The sequence below is a fragment of the Kitasatospora sp. NPDC057936 genome, assembly GCF_042887525.1.
Classification (GTDB): domain Bacteria; phylum Actinomycetota; class Actinomycetes; order Streptomycetales; family Streptomycetaceae; genus Kitasatospora.
In genome coordinates this window covers 1-21,792 of the sequence record NZ_JBHVPD010000050.1, presented here as the reverse complement: position 1 = coordinate 21,792, position 21,792 = coordinate 1, and the positions used below count along the sequence as shown (strand labels likewise).

Genomic DNA, 21,792 nt, shown 5'->3' with positions numbered 1-21,792 from the left:
ATGACGACGGACCGGCCCGCGCTCGTCCCGACGCTGCCCGCGCCCCGCCAGGCCCCGCCCGCCGAGGTCGTGCCCGGCGGCCCCGGCCCGGCCCCCCGGCGCGGCTTCCTCGCCAAGGCCTTCGGCATCACCGCCGTGCTCAGCGCCGCCGGCTCCGCCCTCGGGCTCCTGCGCGACCTCCTGCTGGCCCGCTACTTCGGCGCCAACCAGGGCACCGACGCCTTCCTGGTCTCCTGGACGGTGCCCGAGACGGCCGCGCCGCTGCTGATCGAGGACGCCATGTCCTTCCTCATGGTGCCCGCGTTCGCCCTCGCCCTGGTGCTGCGCGAGGAGCGCCCGGACGGCCCGGACCCGGTCCGCCAGCTCGTCCGGGCCACCCTGCCGTGGCTGCTGCTCGCCCTCGGCGCCCTCGCCCTCGGCACCGCGATCGGCGCGCCCCAGCTCGTCGAACTGCTCGCCCCCGGCCTCGGCGACCCCGCCCTCGCCGTCTCCTGCACCCGGATCACCGCGATCACCGTGCTGCCGTTCGGCGTGGCCGGCTACCTCGCCGCCGCGCTGCGCGCCCACCACTGCTTCACCGCGCCGGCCGGCATCTACGTCGCCTACAACGTCGGCATCCTGGCCGTGATGCTGAGCTGCCAGGCCTTCCTCGGCGTCCGCTCGGCCGCCGTCGGCGTCGCGGTCGGCAGCGCCCTGATGGCCGTCCTGCTCGTCGCCCCGTTCGCCCGCCGGCTGCGGACGGGCCGGGCCGCGCGCTCCGGCCGCTCGCGCCACGCCCTGGTCCTGATGCCGTTCGCCCTGCTGCCGGTCGCGGCCTTCACCCTGACCCGCCAGTCCCAGGTGTTCGTCGAGCGCTACCTCGGCTCCGCACTTCCGCCCGGCACCATCTCGCACCTCAACTATGCCGCCAAGGTCTCCCAACTCGCCATGACGGCGGGCATCCTGATCTGTACCGTCACCTTCCCGCTGGTCGCCCGCGCGCTCGCGGCCGGCGACCTCACCACCGCCCGCGACCGGGTGGAGAAGGACCTCGGGCAGGCCGCAGCCGTCGTCCTGCTCGGCACCGCGTTCCTGATGGCCTGCGCGCCCTCGGTCGTCTCACTGCTCTTCCAGCGCGGAGCCTTCGGCCCGCAGGACACCGCCGCCACCGCCGCCGTCATCCGGGTCTACAGCTTCGGGCTGCCCGCCCAGGCGCTGATCGGCGTGATGATCCGCCCGTACTTCTCGCTGCGCCCCGTCGTGCGCCGGGCCGACGAGCCGGGCACCGACGACGGGGGGCGGCGCCTGCTCGACTGGTACCCGGTCGCGGCGATGCTGCTCGGCCTCGCCGTCACCGTGGCCGTCGGCCTGCTCGCCACACCCCGCTTCGGCGCGCTCGGCCTCGCCGCCGGGAACGCGGCCGGAATCACCACCACCGCGGCCCTGCTGCTGCGCGGCCTCGTGCTGCGCGGCATCCCGCTGCGGCTGCGCCGGGTGCTCGGCGGCCACGGCCGGCTGCTGGCAGCCGCCGCCGGCGCCACCGCGCTCGGCACCTGCGCGGCCGGCCTCACCGCCGACCCCCTGCTCTCGACCGTGTTCGGGGGGCTGGCCGTGGCGCTGGCCTTCGCCGCCCTCGGCACCGGCCTCGGTGCCAGGGAGGTCCGCGGTCCGGTCCTCGCCGCCGTCCGGGTCCTGAACCCGCCAACCGTCGCCGATGAAGGGAAGCTTCCCCATGGACACTGAACGGGGAACCGTCCGTTCGGCCGCCCAGGCGGGCGCCACCGACGCCCCACCGCACCGGGCGCGACTGCCCCGCAGCCGCAACCCGATCGGCGAACCGCCCGGCCCCGGCTCCACCTCGCCGTGGATCCTGATGTACCACTCGGTGGCGGTCGAGGAGGAGGACCCCTACCGACTCACCGTCAACCCCGAGCGGTTCGCCGAACAGATCGCCTGGCTGCACCGGCGCGGCCGGCGCGGCGTCTCGGTCCGCGAGCTGATGCGGGCCCGCGCCGCCGGACGGGACGACAAGCTCGTCGGACTCACCTTCGACGACGGCTACGCCGACTTCGCCCGGCACGCGGTACCGATTCTGCAGGCGTACGGCTTCACCGCCACCGCCTACGTCGTCGCCGACCTGCTCGGCCGGGCCAACGACTGGGACGCCGAGGGCCCGCGCAAGCAGCTCCTCACCGTCCAGGAGGTCACCGAACTCGCCGCCGCCGGCTGGGAGATCGGCTCGCACGGCCTCGGTCACCAGTCGCTGCCCGGCCTGCCCGCCGACGTCCTCGCGACCCAGACCCGGGAGAGCCGCAGGCTCCTGGAGGAGGTCGTCGGCGGCCCGGTCACCGGCTTCTGCTACCCGTACGGCGACGTCGACCTGCCCGCCGCCCTGGCCGTCCGCGACGCCGGCTACGACTACGCCGTGGCGATCGCCCACTCCCCGCTCACCGGCCGCTTCGCGCTGCCCCGCTGCTACGTCGGCGACCGCGACGGCGCCTGGCGGCTGCGCGCCAAGCGCGGCCGGCACCGGCTGCGCGACACCGTCACCGAGCTGCGCCGCGCCCGGCTCGCCCTCCGGAGGGCGGCACGGTGAGGGTCCTGCACATCGTCACCGGCCTCGCCTCCGGCGGTGCCGAGCGCCAACTCCAGCTGCTGCTACGACACTTGCCGCCGCACCAGCAGTGCGAGGTGCTCGCCCTCACCAACCCCGGCACGGTCGCCGCCGCCCTGCGCGCCGACGGCTTCACCGTCCACCACCTCGACATGCGCGGCAACCGGGACCTCGGCGCGCTGCCCCGGCTGGTCCGGCTGGTGCGCAGCGGCCGCTACGACCTCGTGCACACCCACCTCTACCGGGCGCAGCTGTACGGCCGGCTCGCGGCGCGACTGGCCGGGGTCCGTGCGGTGGTGTCCACCGAGCACTCGCTGCACGCCGGGGTGATCGAGGGCCGCCCGGTCACGCGCGGCGTCAAGGGCCTCTACCTGGTGGCCGAGCGGCTCGGGACCACCACCGTCGCGGTCTCCCGCCAGGTCGCCCAGACGCTGCACGCGTGGGGCGTCCCGCCGGCCCGGGTCGAGCTGATCCCGAACGGCATCGACGCCGCGCGCTTCCGCCGGCCGGACGGCGAGCGGGCCACCGCCCGGCGCCGGCTGCGCGCCGAACTCGGCCTGCCGGAGGGGAGCTGGGTGGTCGGCGGGATCGGCCGCCTGGTACCGGGCAAGCGCTTCGGCGTCCTGCTGGAGGCGCTCGCCGAACTCGACCCGGACGCCCGGCTGGTGCTGATCGGCGAGGGCCCGGAGCGCGCCGCCCTGGAGCGGCTGGCCGCCGAACTGGGCGTCCGGGAAAGGCTGGTGCTCACCGGCGAACGCGACGACGTGCCGGAGCTGCTGACCGCACTGGACGTGCTCGCCGCCCCCTCGACCGAGGAGACCTTCGGCCTCGGCGTCCTGGAGGGGCTCGCGGCCGGCCTGCCGGTGCGGCACAGCGCCTGCCCCGCGCTCGACGAACTGCCGCCCAGCGCCGCCCCGCAGGCCCGCCGCATCCCGTCCGAGCCCGCCGCGTTCGCGACCGCGCTGCGCGAGCTGCGGCACCTGAACGACCACACCGCCGGCCCGCTGCCGCGCCCCCCGGCGGTCGGCCACTACGACATCGTCCGCGTCGCCGCCGACCTGGGCGCCCTCTACGACCGCCTGGCGCGCGCTTGACGGCCCACCGGCCCGCTCACCGAAGGGCCGCCGTGCGTGCGGCCCTGATCTCCAAGGAGTCACACCCATGACCACACCGCGCCGAAGCGCCCGCCGCCTGGTCCGCCGCTGGTGGCCGGTGGCGCTCGCGGTGCCGCTGGGCGCCGCGGCCGGCGCCGGGTACGCCGTCGTCGCGCACCCCTCGTACTCCGCCAGCGCCTACGTGCTCGTGGTGCCGCAGAACGCGGGGGAGGCCGCCACCGCGACCAACTTCGCCCAGGCGTACGGGCGGCTGGCCGGCCAGCCGCAGGTGCTCGCCGCGGCCGCCGCCGAGACCGGGCACACCCTCACCGACCTGGGGAACCTGGTGCACGGGACGACCTCGCCGGACGCCCCGATGATCGAGATCACCGGGACCGGCACCCGGGCCCAGGAGGCCGCCCAGACCGCCGACGCGGTGGCCCGCTCGCTGGTCTCCTTCGCCAACACGAGTAGCAGGGACACCGGCGTCCGGCTGGTCACGCTGGCGCCGGCCGCCGCGCCGGACAAGCCGACCACGCCGTCCGGCAGCCTGGACGTCGCGGTCGGCGGCGCGGCCGGGCTGCTGCTGGGCGCGCTGGTGATGATGACCCGCCGCCGCGGCGACGCCGAGGCGCCCGTCGCCCCCGGGGTCCCGGAAGCCCCGGAGGCCCCGGAGGCGACCGGTCCGAGCGCTCCGCGCCCGCGGACCGAGGAGGCCCCCGCCCGGACGGCCGCCGGGCCCGCGGGCAAGGCCGCCGGGAAGCCGGCCGAGAAGCCGGGCCGGGCCGAGAAGACGGCCGACAAGCCCGCCGGCGCCGCCGGGGCCGAGGCGGAGCCCCCGGCCAAGGAGAAGGCCGCGACCGGGAGCGCGCGATGAGGACCGAGTCCCGGGCCGCCGGCCTGCCCGCCCAGGCCGCTCCGCCGGCCGGTCCCGACCGGGCGCCGGGCCCGGTCTGGACCGCCGAGCTGCGCCGCGAGGACGACGCCCTCGACACCCTCGCCGAGGAGTGGGACGCCCTGGCCGCCCGCTGCCGGACCACCACCTTCTTCCAGGCCGCCGACTGGCAGCGCTCGTGGTGGCGCCACTACGGCACCCCGGGCGGCCTGCTGGTGGTGACCGTCCGCCGGGACGGCCTGCTGGTCGGCGCGGGCGCCTTCCGGCGGCGCGGCGGCCCGCTCGGCGGGCTGACCGCCCTCGGCGACGGACTGGTCGACTTCACCGACGTCCTGCTCGACGACGACTGCGCCGACCGGGCCGCCGCCGTGTTCGCCGCCGCCCTCCCGCTCACCCGGCCGTGGCACACGCTGGAGCTGCGCGAGGTCCACCCCGAGGCGGCCGTGCAGAAGGTGTTCGAGCACTGGCGCGGCCGGCGCCGCCGGTTCGCCGACTCGCTCTGCCAGTACCTGCCGGCCGTGTCGATGGAGCAGCTGCTCAAGCGGGTGCCCGGCAAGACCGCCCAGCGCAGCCGGGTGAAGCTGCGCAAGATCGCCGAGGCGGGCGTGGAGGTCGGCTCGACCCCGGTGGCGGAGGTGCCGGCGGCGCTGGAGGCCCTGCTGCGGCTGCACTTCCTCCAGTGGCAGGAGCGCGGGGTGACCCCGGAGCACCGCACCGAGCGCTTCGCCCGGCACCTGGTCGAGTCCACGACCGGGATGGTTGCCTCCGGCCGGGCCGCCGTGCACCAGTTCCGGCTGAACGGCGAGCTGATGGCCGTGAACCTGCTGCTGCTCTGCCCGTCCTTCGGCGGCCTGTACATGTACGGGGCGCACCCGCAGTTGCGCGAGAAGATCGACATCGCCGGGCTCCTGTTCGCCGCGGCGCTGGACGAGACGGTCGGCGCCGGGATCCCGGTGCTGAGCCTGCTGCGCGGCCAGGAGCCGTACAAGCAGCGCTGGCGGCCGGACCAGCTGCCCAACCAGCGGCTGCTGTTCGGCCCGCGGGGCCCGGCCCCGGTGGCGACCGCCAGGGCCGGTGTCATCCGGGCCCGGCAGGCGGTGGCGCACGTCCTGCGGACCCGCTTCCCGCGTCTCAAGGAGGCGCTGCTGGCCCGCCGCCGCGCCTGAGCTCCCGGGTGCCGGGCGCTTCCTACCGCCGGGCCGGGGTCCCGCTCGGCGAGGGGGAGGCGGCGGGCGACGGGGACGGCGCCAGGGAACCGGTGGGCGAGGCTCCGGCCGACGGGCTCTGGCCGGCCGGGGTGCCCGGCGGGGTCGGCACGGCGGGCCCGGAGGGCAGGAAGGGCACGGCCGGTGCGGTCGGGACCGGGGGCGCCGTCGGGACGACCGCCGGCGCCCCCTTCGAGCCCGCCATCAGCTGCTTGAACCGCGCGCTGGAGCGCGGGTTGCGGTCGCACCCGAAGAAGCCGTGGGGGCAGTAGTCCGTGACGGTCTGGTAGGCGGTGTCGTGGGTGCGCATCCACTCGACCATGCGCTGCACGTAGTCCGGGTTGTCGCCGTTGCGGAACAGGCCCCACTCCGGGTACGAGACCTGCTTGCCGCGCTTGGCGGCGAACTCCACCTGGTCCTGGAGCCCGTACGGCTCGCGCACGTGGTCGTCGAAGGTGGCCCCGGCCGGCTGGTCGTAGCTGTCCATGCCGATGATGTCGACGACGTCGTCGCCGGGGTAGCACTTGGTCCACGGGATCGCGTCCAGCCCGCGGTTGGGTGCGAAGTCGAAGCGGAAGCGCTGTCCGGGCACCGAGCGCATGACCTTGACGATCCGCCGCCAGTACGCCTTCCAGGCGGTCGGGTCGGGCTTGCAGCGGTGGGTGTAGGTGACGCCGTTCATCTCCCAGCCGGGGGTCAGCACGGTGTCCGCGCCGCCGAGGGCGACCAGCCGGTGGGCGAGCTTGAGGAAGTGCCGGTCGAAGTCGCCGTGCGCGCCCTGGCCGAGCAGCTTGGCCACCTGGCCGTCCGGCACGTTCGCCTCGTTGGGCGCCAGCATCGGCACGCCGAGCACGAGCACCCGGGACGGGTCGGCGAGCCGCCACTGCGACCACATGCCGAGCACCACCGGCTCGCCCTCGACGTCCGCCCAGCTGTTGCCCGCCAGGTAGGTGTGGCCGACCTGGAGGTTGGCGTTGCCGAGCCACTGCGCGTACCGGCCGATCTGCGGGATGTAGTTGTCCCACGAGCCGACGAACGCGCCGAAGGGCGGTTCGTGCCGGGGCCGCTGGACGGCCGGGCGGGGCGCGGCGCCGCGCGGTTCGAAGGCGTCGGACGAGAGGGCGTGCCGTTCGCCCTGGCTGAGCGGTGTCCCGGCCGGGACACCGACGGTGGCCGTCAGCAGCAGGGCGGCGGCGGCCAGCGTCAGGCGGCCGATGCGCATGGTCTCTCCCGGGCGTCACGGGTGGGGCGGGTGGGGGAGCGCGGACGGACCGTGGCGCTCCGCTCGCCGACAGTAGGCCCGTCGGGCGTCGGAAAAGCCGAATGTCACCCTAAAGTGGGCGATATTCGAACGCCGTCTGCCGCAGCGGCACCCCGGGTGCCCGCCGTGTATCACCTCTGTAACAGTCCGGACCGGCCCCGGAGCCCGCCCCCGGCGGACCGCGCGGAGCGGCGCCGGACCCGGTCGGCACCGACGGCGCAGGTCGGCGGCGGGGTGCGCGCGGCGGCCGTGCGCGCTCCGGTGCGCGGTCCGCACTGCGGGACCCGGACGATTCCCGGCTGACTCGCGTGCCCGCCGAAAGGTACCCTCCGCAACGTGTCCTGGAAGCCGCTGCGTGTACTGACCCCCCGCTCGATCCTGCCCGCCGTCGCGGTGATGCTGGTCCTTGCGGCCGGAGCGGCGGCGCACGCCAACAAGCCGGTGCCGTTCGGCGACCGGGTGGCGGGGCCGGGCGACGCGGAGGCCACGCCGGTGAACTCGCAGTCCCTGAGCGCGGCCGACCTGGAGCTGAAGGTCGTCGGGCCGGGCCTGGAGGCGGTCCACCGCGGGACCGGCGAGCAGGCCTGGTCCTACCGCCGCGAGGGCGCCAACGCGCTGTACCTGGCGATGGCCGGTGACAACGCCATCGTGGTCTGGGACGACGGCCTGATCACCTCGGTGCGCCCGGGCGACCACGAGGTGCGCTGGCACCGCGCCGTGCCCGGCCTGGCCGACTGGCTGCGCGGCGACGGCGAGCCGGGCGCCGACAAGCGGACCGACGAGCAGCGCAGGCAGCTCGCCCAGGACCGGGCCGCGGCGGCGCTGCACACCGTCCAGAAGGCGTCCCCGTGGGTGGCGATCGTCACCCCGAACCTGACCATGGGCCTGCGCGACGCCGACGGCGACTTGCGCTACAACGGCAAGCCCCCGGGCAGCTGCCTCTACGACCCGCTGCGCACGGTCGGCACCGACTACGCGGTGCTCGTCCCGCGCAGCTGCCTCGGGAGCAGCGGGCAGCCGGTCTCCGGCGGCATCACCGGCTACCGGCTGGACAGCACCGGGTGGGAGCTCAGCGCCGGGCCGGCCGCGCAGGTCAAGCTGCTGGACCGCACCCGGGTGCAGATCACGGACGGTCCGATCGTCCCGGCCAAGGTGTTCGACACCGTGGCCGCGGCGCCCGTCGTCCCGTGCGAGAGCCCGGCCGCGCCGTTCGCCGCCGTGCGCCCGCAGAACGCCTGCACCGACCCGTCGGCCACGCCGACGGCGGACGTGCCGCCCGCCCAGGCGCCGGACCCGGCGGCCGGTCAGCCGACTCCGGCGGCCACCGACCAGCCGACCGCCGCCGCCACCGACCAGGCCTCGGCGACGCCGCAGTCGTAGCGTCCGGGCCGTCCCGCCACGGGCCGCCGGTACCCCGGGGCGGTAATCCCCCCGGGGGGTTCCCGCGCGGCCCGGTAGACTTGCCGTCATGGCTGTTCTCTCCGGGCACTAGCGGGCGAGTGTCGGCGCCCCGTGCGCCGTGCCGACCGCCGACGAGCCCCCTCCCGCCGCCCGGCCCTGTGCACCGCCCAGGCTGCCCGCCCACGTCCCAGGAGTAGTACCCGGCCATGATTTCCGCGAACGCCCTTGAGCTGCGCGCAGGCGCCCGCATTCTGATCGAGTCCGCGAGCTTCAAGGTCGCCGCCGGCGACCGGATCGGTCTGGTCGGGCGCAACGGCGCCGGCAAGACCACGCTCACCAAGGTGCTGGCCGGCGAGGGCCTGCCCGCCGCCGGCACGGTGACCCGCTCCGGCGAGGTCGGCTACCTCCCGCAGGACCCGCGCACCGGCGACCTCGACGTCCTCGCCAAGGACCGCATCCTCTCCGCGCGCGGCCTCGACACCGTGCTCAAGAAGATGCGCGAGAACGAGGACCGGATGGCCAACGGCAAGGGCGCCACCCAGGACAACGCGATGAAGAAGTACGCCCGGCTGGAGACCGAGTTCCTCACCAAGGGCGGGTACGCCGCCGAGGCCGAGGCCGCCACGATCGCCGCCGCGCTGGGCCTGCCGGACCGCATCCTCGGCCAGCCGCTGCACACCCTGTCCGGTGGTCAGCGCCGCCGTGTCGAGCTCGCCCGGATCCTCTTCTCCGACTCCGACGTGCTGCTCCTCGACGAGCCCACCAACCACCTGGACGCGGACTCCATCGTCTGGCTGCGGGACTTCCTGAAGACGTACAAGGGCGGCTTCATCGTCATCTCGCACGACGTCGACCTGGTCGAGACGGTCGTCAACAAGGTCTTCTACCTGGACGCCAACCGCTCCTGCGTCGACGTCTACAACATGGGCTGGAAGCAGTACCAGCAGCAGCGCGAGGACGACGAGAAGCGCCGCAAGCGCGAGCGGGCCAACGCCGAGAAGAAGGCCGCGACGCTGAACGCGCAGGCCGACAAGATGCGCGCCAAGGCGACCAAGACGGTGGCCGCGCAGAACATGGCCCGCCGCGCCGACAAGCTGCTCTCCGGCCTGGAGCAGGTCCGGATGAACGACAAGGTCGCCAAGCTGCGCTTCCCCGACCCGGCCCCCTGCGGCAAGACCCCGCTGACCGCCAGCGGCCTGTCCAAGTCCTACGGCTCGCTGGAGATCTTCACCGACGTCGACCTGGCGATCGACCGGGGTTCCCGGGTCGTCGTGCTGGGCTTCAACGGCGCCGGCAAGACCACCCTGCTGCGGATGCTCGCCGGGGTGGAGGCGCCGGACACCGGCGAGGTCATCCCGGGCCACGGCCTGAAGATCGGCTACTACGCCCAGGAGCACGAGACGCTCGACCCGGACCGCAGCGTCCTGGAGAACATGCGCTCGGCCGCGCCGGACACCGACCTGGTGCAGATCCGCAAGATCCTCGGCTCCTTCCTGTTTTCCGGCGACGACGTGGACAAGCCGGCCGGGGTGCTCTCCGGCGGCGAGAAGACCCGTCTGGCGCTGGCCACCCTGGTGGTCTCCTCCGCCAACGTGCTGCTGCTGGACGAGCCCACCAACAACCTCGACCCGGCCAGCCGCGAGGAGATCCTGGGCGCGCTGCGCGAGTTCTCCGGCGCGGTCGTGCTGGTCACCCACGACGAGGGCGCGGTCGAGGCGCTCGACCCGGAGCGGATCATCCTGCTGCCGGACGGCGTGGAGGACCTGTGGAACCCGTCCTACGCCGATCTGGTCTCGCTCGCCTGACCGGAAGTAGACGCCCCCTCCCCTTTTCGGACCAGAAAACCTAGTCCTTACGGCGTGTCCGGGAATGAAGCAGTCCCGGATTCCGTTTAAGGAGCTTCCGTCGGCCCGCCACTCGATCGTGGTCGGGCCGACGCTGCTGATCAGCTATTTTCCGGCACCCGGCGCAATTCGCCCGGGGGCGTGCACTCTGCGTGAGCGCCCTGGTGCGCTCGGATCACCACCGAAGGACGGCGCATTCCCGACATCGACCTTGTCGAATGGGTGGCCAGGACGCGGTGGATGGGTGATCATGGGAATCTGACCGAGCAACGCTACGAGGAGGCACGGGTGGCCGAGACTCTGAAAAAGGGCAGCCGGGTGACCGGTGCCGCGCGTGAGAAGCTCGCGGCCGATCTCAAGAAGAAGTACGACTCCGGGGCGAGCATTCGCGCTCTCGCGGAGGAGACCGGTCGCTCGTACGGCTTCGTGCACCGGATGCTGAGCGAATCCGGAGTGATCCTCCGGGGCCGCGGCGGTGCCACGCGGGGCAAGAACAAGGCGACTGCCGGGGCCGGTTCCTGACGGCCCGTCGGCTCATGGCTGGATGACGCGGCGGCAGGGCGCCGACCGGGGAGACGAGTGGCGATCGTCGCTAATTGTCCGACGATCGTGGGCTGATCGTGAGTCGACCAGCTGATTCGTCCACCCTCGGATCGAGTGGACCGGCCGCCGATCGTCATGCCCGCATTTCCTTTTCGACGAATTCCCCCGCACTCCCGGGCGGCTGGGTCTGCCGCTGCGCGCCCGGGTTTGTTACTCTCCGGTAGCCAAGTCCCTCGCCACCGGAGGTCTCCGCATGACCGCCCCCGCCACCGACCCGCAGACCCCGAGCGGGGAGCAGGACGGCGTCCGCCTGGAGATCGACGGCGACCTCGCCGTCGTCACCCTGTGTCAGCCCAAGCGGCGCAACGCCCAGTCGCCCGCCCTGTGGCGCGCCCTCGCCGCCGCCGGCCGTGATCTGCCCGGCACCGTCCGCGTCGTGCTGCTCCGCGCGGAGGGCGTCTCCTTCTCCGCCGGCCTCGACCGGGCCATGTTCACCCCCGAGGGCATCCCCGGCGAGCCCAGCTTCCTCCAGCTCGCGGCCGCCGAGGAGAAGGAGCTCGACGACACCATCGCCACCTACCAGGAGGCCTTCACCTGGTGGCGCCGGCCCGACCTGATCTCGATCGCGGCCGTCCAGGGGCACGCCGTCGGCGCCGGGTTCCAGCTCGCGCTCGGCTGCGACCTGCGGGTCGTCGCGGAGGACGTCCAGTTCTCCATGAAGGAGACGTCGCTCGGGCTCGTCCCCGACCTCGCCGGCACCAAGCCGCTCACCGAACTCGTGGGCTACGCGCGGGCGCTGGAGATCTGCGTGACCGGCCGCTGGGTGGGTGCGCAGGAGTCCGTCGCGATCGGCCTGGCCAACATCGCCGTCCCGGGCGCGGAGCTCGACGGCGCCGCGCGCGACCTGGCCGCCGCGCTGCTGGCCGCGCCGCGCAACGCCGCGATCGAGACGAAGGCCCTGCTGCAGGGGGCCTCGGGCCGGTCGTTCGACGAGCAGCGTTCCGCCGAACGGCTCGCACAGGCCCGTCGTCTGCGGGACCTGGCGGGCATCGGCGACTGACGTCCGTTCCCGCTCGGTGGGCCCGGTCCGGGGGGTGCTCCCCGGAGCCGGGCCTCCGTCGTTCCCGGGGGTTCCCGCGGGGTTGCCGGAGCGTCGCTCGGCGGGCGCGAAACGTGGCGAAATGCCAGAGTTGTGGGGATCTGCGATATAGCTGGAGCCGTACGACGGGAGACCCGCCCCATGCCTGACACTCCGACGCCCGCGAGCATGCACAAGAACCCCGCCAACGCCCCGGCCTCCGCTCCTTCCCACGCCTCTGCTCCTTCCCACGCCTCGGGCCCGTCCGGTTCCTCCGGCGCGCCCGGTTCGACCGGCGGGTCCGCCGCCGCCGCGCCCAAGCCGGTCGGCGAGCGCGGCCGGACGGCGCTGGCCGTCGGAGTGGTCGAGAAGATCGCCGGCATGGCGGCCCGCGAGGTCTCCGGCATCCACGCCCTCGGCTCCGGGCTCGCCCGGACGTTCGGCGCCATGCGGGACCGGGTGCCCGGCGGCAGGTCCAGCGTCGGACGCGGCATCAAGGCCGAGGTCGGCGAGAAGCAGACCGCGATCGACATCGCGCTGGTCGTCGAGTACGGCGTCGTCATCCCCGAACTCGCCCGCCAGGTGCGGGAGAACATCATCAACGCGGTCGAGCGGATGACCGGCCTTGAGGTCGTCGAGGTCAACATCGCGGTCAACGACGTGCACCTCCCGGACGAGCCGGAGTTCGAGGAGGAAGAGGAGCAGATGGTGCCGTCCGGGCAGCGGCCCAAGCTCAAGTGACGGCCCGGGCGCGCGGGATCCCGGGCGCAGGACGAGGGAGTAGCGGATGAACCTGGCCGTGGTCGGCCTTGTGGTGGGCATGGCGCTCGGCTTCGCCGGGTACTTCGGCGGGTTCGCGGCCTTCCTGCTGGTGGCGGCGCTGGGGCTGGTCGGCTTCGTGGCCGGGCGGCTGCTGGAGGGCGACATCGAACTCGGGGACCTGGGCGACCTGCTCCGCGGCCGCGACCGGCGCCGCTGATGGCGGGCCCGGCCGCCCCGGCGGCGACGCGCGGCCGGATCCGGATCTCCGACCGCGCGTACGCGCGCATCGCGGCCCGCGCGGCCACGGAGGCCCTGGCGGAGGCGTGGGCCGGACGGTCGGTCAGGGGTGCGCTGCCCGTGGTGTCGGTGTCCGTCCCCGGCAGCACCGTCCGGGTCCGGGTGGAGGTCGAGCTGCCGTTCCCCGCCGATCTGGCCGGGCTCGCCCGGGCCGTGCGGGACCGCGTCGGGACACGGGTCAAGGGGCTGACGGGGACGCGGGTGTCGGAGGTGGTCGTGGTCGTGGAGCGGCTGGTGACGGGAGGGCGGTCGTGACGGCGCCGGAGGAGGGGGAGGCGGGGGCGGGGGCGGGCGAGGGGAAGGTACGGCGGCCGCGGGCGGCGCGGACGCCCGAGGCGGTGCTGGTGGCGGCGGGCGTGCTGGTGATCGCGGGCGCGCTGCTCTATGACGTGGTGTCGGTGCGGACGGGGCACTCCGTCCGGCGGTGGCGGGCGGAGATCGCGGACGAGCTCGCGACCCGTCACCTCGACGACCTGTGGGTCCTGGTCGGGGCGGGGGCGGCCACCGGGCTGGGGGCGCTGCTGCTCTGGCTGGCGTTCGCGCCGGGGCTGCGCCGGTGGCTGGCGCTGCGTCCGCACGGGGGCACCAGCGCGGTGATCAACCGGTCCGGGATCGGGCACCTGCTGACCGACCGGGCGGCCGGGCTCCCGGACGTCGAGCGGGTCCGGATCCAGATCGGGCGGCGGAGGGTCCGGGTGCACCTGTACGGGCCGTCCGACCCGGCGTCGCTGCAGCGGCAGCTGCGGGACGAGCTCGCGCGGGTGACGCTGGCGCGGCCGTTGCGGCTGGACGTCCGGACGGTGCCGCGGGAGGGGGCCGGGGAGGCGGAGACGGAGGCGGCGGGGAGCGCGGGCGGCGTGGGCGGGGCGGCGGGATGAGCCGGGGGACCGTCAACCGGGTGCTGATCGGACTGGTCGGGGCGGCGCTCGTGGTGGCCGGGGTGCTGGTGCTGGCCGGCGGGCTCGACCTGTACGGGCGGCTCGGGGTGCACCCGCCCGACTGGTGGCCGCTGACCTCGCCCCACCAGCCCGTGGTGAGCGCGAGGTCGCGCACCCGGTGGGTGGCGGGCTCCTGGTGGTGGCCGACCGTCATCGGCGGGCTGTCGGCGCTGGTCCTGGCCATGGTGTGGTGGCTCGTGGCGCAGCTGCGGCGCACCGGGCTCTCCAGCATCGCGGTGCCGACGCCCGGGGTGGCCGGGCTCAGGATGCGGGTGAGCGCGCGGGCGCTGGAGGAGGCGCTGGAGTCGGGGGCCGTCGTGCTGCCCGAGGTCGAGCGCGTGGACGTGCGCCTGGTGCGCGCGCCCGGGCACCCGCGGCTGCGGGGGGCCGTCCGGCTCACCCCCGGCGGGGACCCGGCCGCGCTGGTGGAGCATTTCGAGACGGGACCGCGGGCCGACGCCCTCGGGAGCCTCGGGGTGCCGGAGCTGCCCGCCGACCTGCGGATCCGGGTGCTCCAGGAGGCCCCCGCCGGTCCGCGGCGCCGTCGGCGGCGGCAGCGGCGGAGGCCTCCGCGGGTGGAGTGACGGGCCGGGGGCTCAGAGGGTGCGCAGGGCTCCGCCGTCCACCGGGACCATCACGCCGGTCAGGTAGGACGCGGCGGGGGAGAGCAGGAACGCGGCGACCCGGCCGAACTCCTCCGGGGTGCCGTAGCGGCCGAGCGGGATGGCGGCGCTGTGGTGGGCGCGGGCGCCGTCCGGGTCACCGCCGAGGGCGTCGAGCTCGCGGACCCGGTCGGTGTCGATCCGGGCCGGGAGCAGGCCGACCACCCGGATGCCGCGCGGGCCGAGCTCGTCGGCGAGCGACTTGGCGGCCATCGCGAGGCCGGGGCGCAGGCCGTTGGAGATGCCGAGGCCCGCGATCGGCTGGCGGACGGACGCCGAGAGCACGAAGCCGATCACGCCGCCCTCGCCGAGGGTCGCGGCGGCGGTGCGGGCTATGCGCAGGGCGCCGAGGAAGACCGACTCGAAGGCGTCGCGCCAGGCCTCTTCCGGGGTCGTCCCGACCGGGCCGGCCTGGGGGCCGCCGACGCTGATCAGGACGCCGTCCAGGCGGCCGAAGGCGGCGCTCGCCTCGGCGACGAGCCGTTCGGCGGTCCGCGGGTCGGCGTTGTCGGCGGTCACGCCGTGGACGGTGCCGGGGAGACCGGCGAGTTCGGCGACGGCCGCGTCCACGGCCTCCTCGGTCCGGCCGGTCACCAGCACGTGGGCGCCGTCGGCGGCGAGTTCACGGGCGGTGGCGAAGCCGAGGCCGCGGGTGGCACCGGTGACGACGTACGCCTTGTCCTTCAGTCCGAGATCCATGGGGGACATCTTGCCGGGTCGGGGGCGTCCGGCGTGGCGCGGCCGACCTCAAGCGCGGCCGACCTCAAGCGCGGCCGACCTCAAGCGCGCCCGACCTCAAGCGCGCCCGACCTCGGGCGGGGACGGTCTCAGACGGGGACGGTCTCCGCGGCGGCCTCGGGTTCGGCCTGCTGCCTGGCGCGGTCCTTGGCCTCGCGGCGGATCAGGATCCACACGCCGACCGGGATCATCGAGGTGAACAGCCACCACTGGATCGCGTAGGCCATGTGCGGGCCGATGTCGGAGTGGTCGGGGTCGGGGATCAGCGCGGGCTGGGCGGCCGGGGCCGGGGTGGTGCCGGTGAGCTCCAGGTAGCCGCCGAGCAGGGGGACGCCGGTCTCCTTGGCCTGCTGCTCGGTGTTGATCAGGTTGAACTGGCGGTCGGGCAGGCCGGCCCGGTCCTTGACGAAACCGCCGCTGCCCTTGACCGTCTCGTCGGCGCGCATCCGGCCGGTGACGGTGACCTCGCCGTTCGGGGCCGCCGGGACGGGCGGGTACTCGGTGGCGGTGTCACCGGAGGCGACCCAGCCGCGGTTGACCAGGACGGTGCCCTTGCCGTCCGACAGCTTCAGCGGGGTCACGACGAAGTAGCCGATGGTCCCGTTGGAGTCGGTCCGCTTGCGGACCACGAACTCGTGCGCCGGGTCGTACTGGCCGGCGGCCGTCACCGCGCGCCAGGTGAGGTCCGAGGGGACCGCGAAGCCCGCGGTCGGCGACAGGCTGTCGAACGGCTCCGGCTGGGCGGTGAGCGCCTTGGCGATCAGCTCGTTGCGGGCCACCCGCGCCTCGTGACGGTGCAGCTGCCAGAAACCCAGCTTGATCGTCGTGGGGATCAGCAGCAGCGCGATCAGCAGGGTGATCAGCCATTGCCGGGTCAGCAGAAAACGGTACACATGGGAACCGTACGCCGACCTCACAGGCGCCTCACGCACCGGGGTGCGGGGCGACCTCGCGCAGCAGCTGGAGGAAGGCGTCCTCGCCGACGACCGGGGTGCCCACCTCGCGGGCCTTGCGCGCCTTGCCGCTCCAGCTGTTCGGCTCGTTGGTGACGAGGAGGCTGGTGAGCCGGCTCACCGAGCCGGCGATGTGCAGGCCGGCCTCGGCGGCGCGGTCCTCCAGCAGCTCGCGGTCGGTGGCGGTGTCGCCGGTGAACGCCACCCGCATGCCCTGGACCAGCGGCTTGCCGTCCTCCCAGCGCCCCGGGTTCGGGTACGGGCACGGCGGGCGCTTCTTGGCCTGGCGGTAGGCGGCGCCGGTCCAGCCGCTGCGGCCGGGGGCGGCGGGCTCGTCCTCGCCGAGGTCGGTGACCGCGACGCAGGTCTGCAGGGGCAGCGGGACGCCGCCCAGGCGCGCCAGGTGCAGGCTGGGGCGGAACGCCTCGGCGAGCACGCGGGCGTCGTCCAGGGCGTTGTGGGCCTGGCGCTGCTGGACGCCGAAGTGCGCGGCGAGCGAGGAGAGCTTGCCGTTGGGCAGCGGCAGGCGCAGGTCGCGGGAGAGGACCATGGTGCAGATCCGCTGGTCGACCGGGGCGCGGCGGCCGGCCCGGGAGAACTCGCGGGAGATCATGTTCCAGTCGAAGAGCGCGTTGTGGGCGACCAGGACGCGGTCCGCGAGGCGGGTGGCGAACTCGTCGGCGATCTCCGGGAAGGTCGGGGCGCCGGAGAGCAGCTGGGCGGTGAGGCCGTGGATCCAGACCGGGCCCGGGTCCCGCTCGGGGTTGACCAGGGTGTACCAGTGGTCGGTGATCTCGCCGTCCGGGTCCAGCTGGTAGACGCCCGCGGAGATGACGCGGTCCGAGCGGCCGAGGCCGGTGGTCTCGACGTCCACCACGGCGAAGCCCCCGTCGAGGGTGGCGGTGCGCTGGGCCGGGAGGTGCACGCCGTGCGTCTCGGGCTGGATCGGTTGCATGGTCCAACAGGATAAGCGCCGATCGGGTGGCGTCCGGCCGAAATGTTCAGGTGGGGCGGTCGGAATAGAGTGTTCCGCATAGGCGTCGTACATGCGGCCGACCCCGTAGACAAGGACGAAAATCCATGCGCGCCACCGTCATTCACGGCCCCAACGACATCCGGATCGAAGAGGTCCCCGACCCGGTGGTCCGCCAGCCGACGGACGCCGTGGTCCGGGTCCTGAACGCCTGCATCTGCGGCAGCGACCTCTGGGCCTACCGCGGGGTCGCGCAGCGCGTGGCCGGGCAGCGGATCGGCCACGAGTTCCTGGGCGTCGTCGAGGAGGCCGGCGCCGAGGTGCGCGGCTTCGCGAAGGGCGACCTCGTCGTGGCGCCGTTCGTCTGGTCGGACGGCACCTGTGAGTTCTGTCTCGAAGGCCTCCAGACCTCCTGCCCGCACGGCGGCTTCTGGGGCCAGGTGGGCTCGGACGGCGGCCAGGGCGAGGCGGTCCGGGTGCCGTTCGCAGACGGGACGCTGGTCGGGCTGCCGAAGGAGGCGGCCGGCGACGAGAAGCTGCTGCCCGGCCTGCTCGCACTGTCGGACGTGATGTCCACCGGACACCACGCGGCCGTCTCGGCGCGGGTGCGTCCGGGCGCGACGGTCGCCGTGGTCGGCGACGGCGCGGTGGGCCTGTGCGGAGTGCTGGCGGCGCACCGGCTCGGTGCGGGCCGGATCATCGCGCTCGGCCGGCACCCCGCCCGCACGGACCTCGCCCGGCGCTTCGGCGCGACGGACGTGGTGGCCGAGCGCGGCGACGCGGCCGTGGAAGCCGTGAAGGAGCTGACCGGCGGACTGGGCGCGCACGCGGTGCTGGAGGCCGTCGGCACCGAGGAGTCGATGCGCACGGCCGTCTCGATCACCCGCGACGGCGGCGCGGTGGGCTACGTCGGGGTGCCGCACGGCGGGAGCGCCGGCGTCGATATCGGCCAGATGTTCGGTCGCAACGTTTCGCTGAACGGCGGGGTGGCGCCGGCCCGCGCCTACATCCCCGAGCTGCTGCCCGACGTCCTCTCGGGCGCCATCGAGCCGGGCCTGGTGTTCGACCGGACGGTCGGACTGGCGGAGGTCCCGGACGGTTACCGGGCGATGGACGACCGCTCGGCCCTGAAGGTCCGGATCGCCTTCTGACGGTCCCGCTCGAACCCGAGAGATCGTCACGAGGGGTGCCACCGTTGGACGGTGGCGCCCCTCAGTCGTGGGGCGAGGCGGTCCCGAAGTGACGCCAGTGGTGGTTTTCGGCCAATTGGATAGTGCGAGGGGGTGAACAGGCGGCCGATCGCAGTCAACCCCTTCCGGGGCGGGCACGACGCTCCTAGCATTGCGCGGCGCGCATACGGATTGTGACGCCCCTCACGTCCGACCGTCCGCCTTGTGCGACCGCTACGCCGAAGGAGTGAGGAGTACAGCGTGGAATCGCCGCCGATCACCACTGCCCCTACGGATGTCCAACTCATCGACGAGAGCCAGGAGTTCCGGGCCCTGCGGAGTTCCTTCCGGAACTTCGCCTTCCCGGTCACCATCGGCTTCGTGCTGTGGTACCTGCTCTACATCCTGCTCTCCAGCTACGCGCCCGGTCTGATGGGCACCAAGGTCGTCGGGCACATCAACGTCGCACTGGTGCTGGGGCTGCTGCAGTTCGTCACCACCTTCGCCATCGCGGCGTGGTACGCCCGGTACGCGGACCGGCGGATCGACCCGCCCGCCGCCGCGATCCGCGAGGCCCACGGCGCCGTCGTCCATGCTCCCCGGGAGTCCGCCGAATGATCCTGCTCGCCAGCTCCGCCACCGAGCACCGCGGACTCACGATGACCCTGTTCGGGTTCTTCGTGCTGCTCACGCTCGGCATCACCGTCTGGGCCGGCCGGCAGACCAAGGACGCCGCCGACTTCTACGCCGGCGGCCGGGGCTTCACCGGCTTCCAGAACGGCCTGGCCATCTCCGGCGACTACATGTCCGCCGCGTCCTTCCTCGGCATCGCCGGCGCCATCGCCCTCTCCGGGTACGACGGCTTCCTGTACTCGATCGGGTTCCTGGTGGCCTGGCTGGTCGCCCTGCTCCTGATCGCCGAGCCGCTGCGCAACGCCGGCCGCTACACCATGGCGGACGTGCTCGCGTTCCGGATGAAGCAGCGCCCGGTGCGCACCGCCGCGGGCGTCTCCACGATCATCGTGTCGATCTTCTACCTGCTCGCCCAGATGGTCGGCGCCGGGACGCTGGTCGCCCTGCTGCTCGGCGTCAGCGGGGAGGGCGCCAAGCGCTGGACCATCGTCGCGGTCGGCGCGCTGATGGTCGTCTACGTGGTGATAGGGGGCATGAAGGGCACCACCTGGGTGCAGATCGTCAAGGCCGTGCTGCTGATCGCCGGCACCGCGCTGATGACCGTCCTGGTCCTCGCCAAGTACCACTTCAACCCGTCCGAGCTGCTCGGCGCCGCCGCCAGCGCGAGCGGCAAGGGCGCGGCCTTCCTCGAACCCGGGCTGAAGTACGGCGTCAGCGGCACCACCAAGCTCGACTTCATCAGCCTCGGGATCGCGCTGGTGCTCGGCACCGCCGGCCTGCCGCACATCCTCGTCCGCTTCTACACCGTGCCCACCGCCAAGGCGGCGCGGAAGTCGGTGCTCTGGGCGATCGGCATCATCGGCGTCTTCTACCTGATGACGCTGGCGCTCGGCTTCGGCGCGGCGGCGCTCGTCGGGCCCAAGGCGATCAAGGCGGCCAACGCGGCGGGCAACACCGCGGCGCCGCAGCTGGCCGAGTCGCTCGGCGGCGGCGCGGGCTCCACCGGGGGCGCGATCCTGCTCGCGGTGATCTCCGCGGTCGCCTTCGCCACCATCCTCGCCGTCGTCGCCGGCCTCACCCTGGCCTCCTCGGCCTCCTTCGCGCACGACCTCTACGCCAACGTGATCCGGCGCGGCCGGGCCACCGAGAAGGAGGAGGTGCTCTCGGCGAAGTGGGCCGCCGTCGCGATCGGCGCGGTGGCCATCGTGCTCAGCCTCTTCGCCGGCAAGCTCAACACCGCGGCCCTGGTCGCCCTGGCCTTCGCGGTGGCCGCCTCGGCGAACCTGCCGACGCTGCTCTACTCGCTGTTCTGGAAGCGCTTCACCACGGCCGGCGCCGTCGCCTCCGTCTACGCGGGCCTGATCAGCTCGGTGCTGCTGGTGATCTTCTCGCCGGTGGTCTCCGGCGCGAAGACCTCGCTCTTCCCGGACTCGGACTTCCACTGGTTCCCGCTGGAGAACCCCGGCCTGGTCTCCATCCCGATCGGCTTCCTGGCCGGCTGGATCGGCACCCTGCTGTCCAAGGAAAGCCCCGACCCGGCGAAGTACGCTGAACTGGAGGTCCGCTCGCTGACCGGACTGGGCGCCCACTGATCACCGCGCGATGACTATGCTGGCCCGGCCCCGCCGCGACGGTGGGCCGGGCCGGCCGCATTACTGGTGAAGGGACCGCCGTGCTACTCGACACGTTCGGACGACAGGCCGTCGACCTGCGCGTCTCCCTCACCGACCGGTGCAACCTGCGCTGCACGTACTGCATGCCCGAGGAGGGGCTGCAGTGGCTCGGCAAGCCCGACCTGCTCACCGACGAGGAGATCGTCCGGCTGGTCACGATCGCGGTGCGCGACCTCGGCGTGCGGGAGGTGCGCTTCACCGGCGGCGAGCCGCTGCTGCGCCCCGGGCTCGTCGCGATCGTCGCCGCGTGCGGCGAACTGGAGCCGCGCCCGGAGATCTCGCTCACGACCAACGGGATCGGCCTGGCCCGCACCGCGACGGCGCTGCGCGAGGCCGGGCTCGACCGCGTCAACGTCTCCCTGGACACCCTCGACCCCGAGGTGTTCTTCACGCTCACCCGCCGCAAGCGCCACCAGGACGTCCTGGACGGGCTGGCCGCCGCCGAGGCCGCCGGGCTGACCCCGGTGAAGCTGAACGCGGTGCTGATGCGCGGGGTCAACGACCACGAGGCGCCCGACCTGCTCGCCTGGTGCCTGGAGCGCGGCTACGAGCTGCGGTTCATCGAGCAGATGCCGCTGGACGCCCAGCACGGCTGGGACCGCACGTCGATGATCACCGCCGAGGAGATCCTCGACCGGCTCGCCGCGCGCTTCGCGCTCGCCCCGGAGCCCTCCGCGCGCCGGGGCGCCGCGCCGGCCGAACGCTGGCTGGTCGACGGCGGCCCGGCCCGGGTCGGCGTGATCGCCTCCGTCACGCGCCCCTTCTGCCGCGCCTGCGACCGCACCCGGCTCACCGCCGACGGCCAGGTGCGCAACTGCCTCTTCGCGACCGGGGAGACGGACCTGCGCACCGCCCTGCGCACGGGCGCCGACGACGCCGAGATCGGCGCCCTGTGGCGGGCGGCGATGTGGGGGAAGAAGGCGGGCGCGGGGATCGACGACCCGGAGTTCCACCAGCCCGACCGGCCGATGTCGGCGATCGGGGGCTAGGGTCTGTTTTGGAAGGTCATCGGACTTGATGCCAGGCTCATCGGATGGGGCGTGGGGATCTGTCGGATGGCCAGTGGGCTGTGCTGGAGCC

The 21,792-nt window shown here is 74.2% G+C and carries 22 protein-coding genes; 18 read left to right on the top strand and 4 right to left on the bottom strand.

What is annotated here, in order from left to right; translation table 11 throughout:
- The 5 genes from ACFVU9_RS24885 to ACFVU9_RS24865 all read left to right on the top strand — a co-directional run bounded on the left by ACFVU9_RS24885 (position 1) and on the right by ACFVU9_RS24865 (position 5,748).
- Positions 1-1,722: a lipid II flippase MurJ gene (locus ACFVU9_RS24885; protein WP_387596822.1), complete on the top strand. Its 1,722-nt coding sequence runs from the start codon at positions 1-3 to the stop codon at positions 1,720-1,722.
- On the top strand, positions 1,712-2,575 hold the full coding sequence (locus ACFVU9_RS24880) for a polysaccharide deacetylase family protein (RefSeq protein ID WP_380445108.1): 864 nt from the start codon (positions 1,712-1,714) through the stop codon (positions 2,573-2,575). The genes ACFVU9_RS24885 and ACFVU9_RS24880 overlap by 11 nt, the downstream gene beginning before the upstream one ends.
- Positions 2,572-3,687 carry a glycosyltransferase gene (locus tag ACFVU9_RS24875; RefSeq protein WP_387596819.1) on the top strand — a complete coding sequence of 372 codons (1,116 nt, stop codon included), beginning with the start codon at positions 2,572-2,574 and terminating at the stop codon, positions 3,685-3,687. Before ACFVU9_RS24880 ends, ACFVU9_RS24875 begins: the two co-directional genes overlap by 4 nt.
- A gap of 67 nt (positions 3,688-3,754) precedes the next feature.
- Positions 3,755-4,564 carry a Wzz/FepE/Etk N-terminal domain-containing protein gene (locus ACFVU9_RS24870; protein WP_387596817.1) on the top strand — a complete coding sequence of 270 codons (810 nt, stop codon included), beginning with the start codon at positions 3,755-3,757 and terminating at the stop codon, positions 4,562-4,564.
- Positions 4,561-5,748: a GNAT family N-acetyltransferase gene (locus ACFVU9_RS24865; protein WP_387596814.1), complete on the top strand. Its 1,188-nt coding sequence runs from the start codon at positions 4,561-4,563 to the stop codon at positions 5,746-5,748. Before ACFVU9_RS24870 ends, ACFVU9_RS24865 begins: the two co-directional genes overlap by 4 nt.
- A 22-nt stretch (positions 5,749-5,770) precedes the next feature.
- On the opposite strand, the gene ACFVU9_RS24860 is transcribed toward ACFVU9_RS24865, so the two are convergent.
- Complete coding sequence (locus tag ACFVU9_RS24860) at positions 5,771-7,009, bottom strand: glycoside hydrolase family 26 protein (protein ID WP_387596811.1); 1,239 nt, start codon at positions 7,007-7,009, stop codon at positions 5,771-5,773.
- Between the two features lie 375 nt (positions 7,010-7,384).
- On the opposite strand from ACFVU9_RS24860, the gene ACFVU9_RS24855 reads away from it, so the two are divergent.
- The 9 genes from ACFVU9_RS24855 to ACFVU9_RS24815 all read left to right on the top strand — a co-directional run bounded on the left by ACFVU9_RS24855 (position 7,385) and on the right by ACFVU9_RS24815 (position 14,495).
- Positions 7,385-8,428 carry a hypothetical protein gene (locus tag ACFVU9_RS24855; protein ID WP_387596808.1) on the top strand — a complete coding sequence of 348 codons (1,044 nt, stop codon included), beginning with the start codon at positions 7,385-7,387 and terminating at the stop codon, positions 8,426-8,428.
- Positions 8,429-8,655: 227 nt separating this feature from the next.
- On the top strand, positions 8,656-10,254 hold the full coding sequence (locus ACFVU9_RS24850) for an ABC-F family ATP-binding cassette domain-containing protein (protein ID WP_380445102.1): 1,599 nt from the start codon (positions 8,656-8,658) through the stop codon (positions 10,252-10,254).
- 327 nt (positions 10,255-10,581) lie between these two features.
- Complete coding sequence (locus ACFVU9_RS24845; RefSeq protein WP_030059940.1) at positions 10,582-10,815, top strand: helix-turn-helix domain-containing protein; 234 nt, start codon at positions 10,582-10,584, stop codon at positions 10,813-10,815.
- A 274-nt stretch (positions 10,816-11,089) separates the two neighbouring features.
- Entirely contained in the window at positions 11,090-11,896 is an 807-nt protein-coding gene (locus tag ACFVU9_RS24840; RefSeq protein WP_380445101.1) for an enoyl-CoA hydratase/isomerase family protein, read from the top strand.
- 207 nt (positions 11,897-12,103) lie between these two features.
- Entirely contained in the window at positions 12,104-12,655 is a 552-nt protein-coding gene (locus ACFVU9_RS24835) for an Asp23/Gls24 family envelope stress response protein (protein WP_380445126.1), read from the top strand.
- A gap of 46 nt (positions 12,656-12,701) precedes the next feature.
- Positions 12,702-12,893 carry a hypothetical protein gene (locus tag ACFVU9_RS24830; protein WP_380445100.1) on the top strand — a complete coding sequence of 64 codons (192 nt, stop codon included), beginning with the start codon at positions 12,702-12,704 and terminating at the stop codon, positions 12,891-12,893.
- Positions 12,893-13,228 carry a hypothetical protein gene (locus tag ACFVU9_RS24825; RefSeq protein WP_380445099.1) on the top strand — a complete coding sequence of 112 codons (336 nt, stop codon included), beginning with the start codon at positions 12,893-12,895 and terminating at the stop codon, positions 13,226-13,228. The genes ACFVU9_RS24830 and ACFVU9_RS24825 overlap by 1 nt, the downstream gene beginning before the upstream one ends.
- Positions 13,225-13,851 carry a DUF6286 domain-containing protein gene (locus tag ACFVU9_RS24820; RefSeq protein WP_380445098.1) on the top strand — a complete coding sequence of 209 codons (627 nt, stop codon included), beginning with the start codon at positions 13,225-13,227 and terminating at the stop codon, positions 13,849-13,851. Before ACFVU9_RS24825 ends, ACFVU9_RS24820 begins: the two co-directional genes overlap by 4 nt.
- The gene (locus tag ACFVU9_RS24815; protein WP_387596803.1) at positions 13,848-14,495 is read left to right on the top strand and encodes an alkaline shock response membrane anchor protein AmaP; all 648 of its coding nucleotides are present in this window, start codon (positions 13,848-13,850) and stop codon (positions 14,493-14,495) included. Before ACFVU9_RS24820 ends, ACFVU9_RS24815 begins: the two co-directional genes overlap by 4 nt.
- Before the next feature lie 12 nt (positions 14,496-14,507).
- On the opposite strand, the gene ACFVU9_RS24810 is transcribed toward ACFVU9_RS24815, so the two are convergent.
- From ACFVU9_RS24810 to ACFVU9_RS24800, 3 genes are all read right to left on the bottom strand, one after another.
- On the bottom strand, positions 14,508-15,272 hold the full coding sequence (locus ACFVU9_RS24810; RefSeq protein ID WP_380445096.1) for an SDR family oxidoreductase: 765 nt from the start codon (positions 15,270-15,272) through the stop codon (positions 14,508-14,510).
- 128 nt (positions 15,273-15,400) lie between these two features.
- Entirely contained in the window at positions 15,401-16,204 is an 804-nt protein-coding gene (locus tag ACFVU9_RS24805; RefSeq protein WP_380505489.1) for an SURF1 family protein, read from the bottom strand.
- A gap of 31 nt (positions 16,205-16,235) precedes the next feature.
- Positions 16,236-17,219: a DEDDh family exonuclease gene (locus ACFVU9_RS24800; protein ID WP_380499163.1), complete on the bottom strand. Its 984-nt coding sequence runs from the start codon at positions 17,217-17,219 to the stop codon at positions 16,236-16,238.
- A gap of 125 nt (positions 17,220-17,344) precedes the next feature.
- On the opposite strand from ACFVU9_RS24800, the gene ACFVU9_RS24795 reads away from it, so the two are divergent.
- The 4 genes from ACFVU9_RS24795 to moaA all read left to right on the top strand — a co-directional run bounded on the left by ACFVU9_RS24795 (position 17,345) and on the right by moaA (position 21,701).
- A complete protein-coding gene (locus ACFVU9_RS24795; RefSeq protein ID WP_387596798.1) occupies positions 17,345-18,388 on the top strand; it encodes a zinc-dependent alcohol dehydrogenase family protein in 1,044 nt (347 codons plus the stop codon).
- Positions 18,389-18,667: 279 nt separating this feature from the next.
- Positions 18,668-19,024, top strand: a complete 357-nt coding sequence (locus tag ACFVU9_RS24790; protein WP_380445092.1) for a DUF485 domain-containing protein — start codon at positions 18,668-18,670, stop codon at positions 19,022-19,024.
- Positions 19,021-20,631 carry a cation acetate symporter gene (locus ACFVU9_RS24785; protein ID WP_380445091.1) on the top strand — a complete coding sequence of 537 codons (1,611 nt, stop codon included), beginning with the start codon at positions 19,021-19,023 and terminating at the stop codon, positions 20,629-20,631. The genes ACFVU9_RS24790 and ACFVU9_RS24785 overlap by 4 nt, the downstream gene beginning before the upstream one ends.
- An 80-nt stretch (positions 20,632-20,711) precedes the next feature.
- Positions 20,712-21,701: a GTP 3',8-cyclase MoaA gene (moaA, locus tag ACFVU9_RS24780; protein ID WP_380445090.1), complete on the top strand. Its 990-nt coding sequence runs from the start codon at positions 20,712-20,714 to the stop codon at positions 21,699-21,701.
- The last annotated feature ends 91 nt before the right edge of the window (positions 21,702-21,792 follow it).

Bases quoted from the DNA above. Each gene is read 5' to 3' on its own strand.
- ACFVU9_RS24885 (WP_387596822.1), top strand. From the start codon at position 1: ATGACGACGGACCGGCCCGCGCTCGTCCCGACGCTGCCCGCGCCCCGC.
- ACFVU9_RS24880 (WP_380445108.1), top strand. From the start codon at position 1,712: ATGGACACTGAACGGGGAACCGTCCGTTCGGCCGCCCAGGCGGGCGCC.
- ACFVU9_RS24870 (WP_387596817.1), top strand. From the start codon at position 3,755: ATGACCACACCGCGCCGAAGCGCCCGCCGCCTGGTCCGCCGCTGGTGG.
- ACFVU9_RS24865 (WP_387596814.1), top strand. From the start codon at position 4,561: ATGAGGACCGAGTCCCGGGCCGCCGGCCTGCCCGCCCAGGCCGCTCCG.
- ACFVU9_RS24860 (WP_387596811.1), bottom strand. From the start codon at position 7,009: ATGCGCATCGGCCGCCTGACGCTGGCCGCCGCCGCCCTGCTGCTGACG.
- ACFVU9_RS24850 (WP_380445102.1), top strand. From the start codon at position 8,656: ATGATTTCCGCGAACGCCCTTGAGCTGCGCGCAGGCGCCCGCATTCTG.
- ACFVU9_RS24840 (WP_380445101.1), top strand. From the start codon at position 11,090: ATGACCGCCCCCGCCACCGACCCGCAGACCCCGAGCGGGGAGCAGGAC.
- ACFVU9_RS24835 (WP_380445126.1), top strand. From the start codon at position 12,104: ATGCACAAGAACCCCGCCAACGCCCCGGCCTCCGCTCCTTCCCACGCC.
- ACFVU9_RS24830 (WP_380445100.1), top strand. From the start codon at position 12,702: ATGAACCTGGCCGTGGTCGGCCTTGTGGTGGGCATGGCGCTCGGCTTC.
- ACFVU9_RS24825 (WP_380445099.1), top strand. From the start codon at position 12,893: ATGGCGGGCCCGGCCGCCCCGGCGGCGACGCGCGGCCGGATCCGGATC.
- ACFVU9_RS24815 (WP_387596803.1), top strand. From the start codon at position 13,848: ATGAGCCGGGGGACCGTCAACCGGGTGCTGATCGGACTGGTCGGGGCG.
- ACFVU9_RS24810 (WP_380445096.1), bottom strand. From the start codon at position 15,272: ATGGATCTCGGACTGAAGGACAAGGCGTACGTCGTCACCGGTGCCACC.
- ACFVU9_RS24800 (WP_380499163.1), bottom strand. From the start codon at position 17,219: ATGCAACCGATCCAGCCCGAGACGCACGGCGTGCACCTCCCGGCCCAG.
- ACFVU9_RS24795 (WP_387596798.1), top strand. From the start codon at position 17,345: ATGCGCGCCACCGTCATTCACGGCCCCAACGACATCCGGATCGAAGAG.
- ACFVU9_RS24785 (WP_380445091.1), top strand. From the start codon at position 19,021: ATGATCCTGCTCGCCAGCTCCGCCACCGAGCACCGCGGACTCACGATG.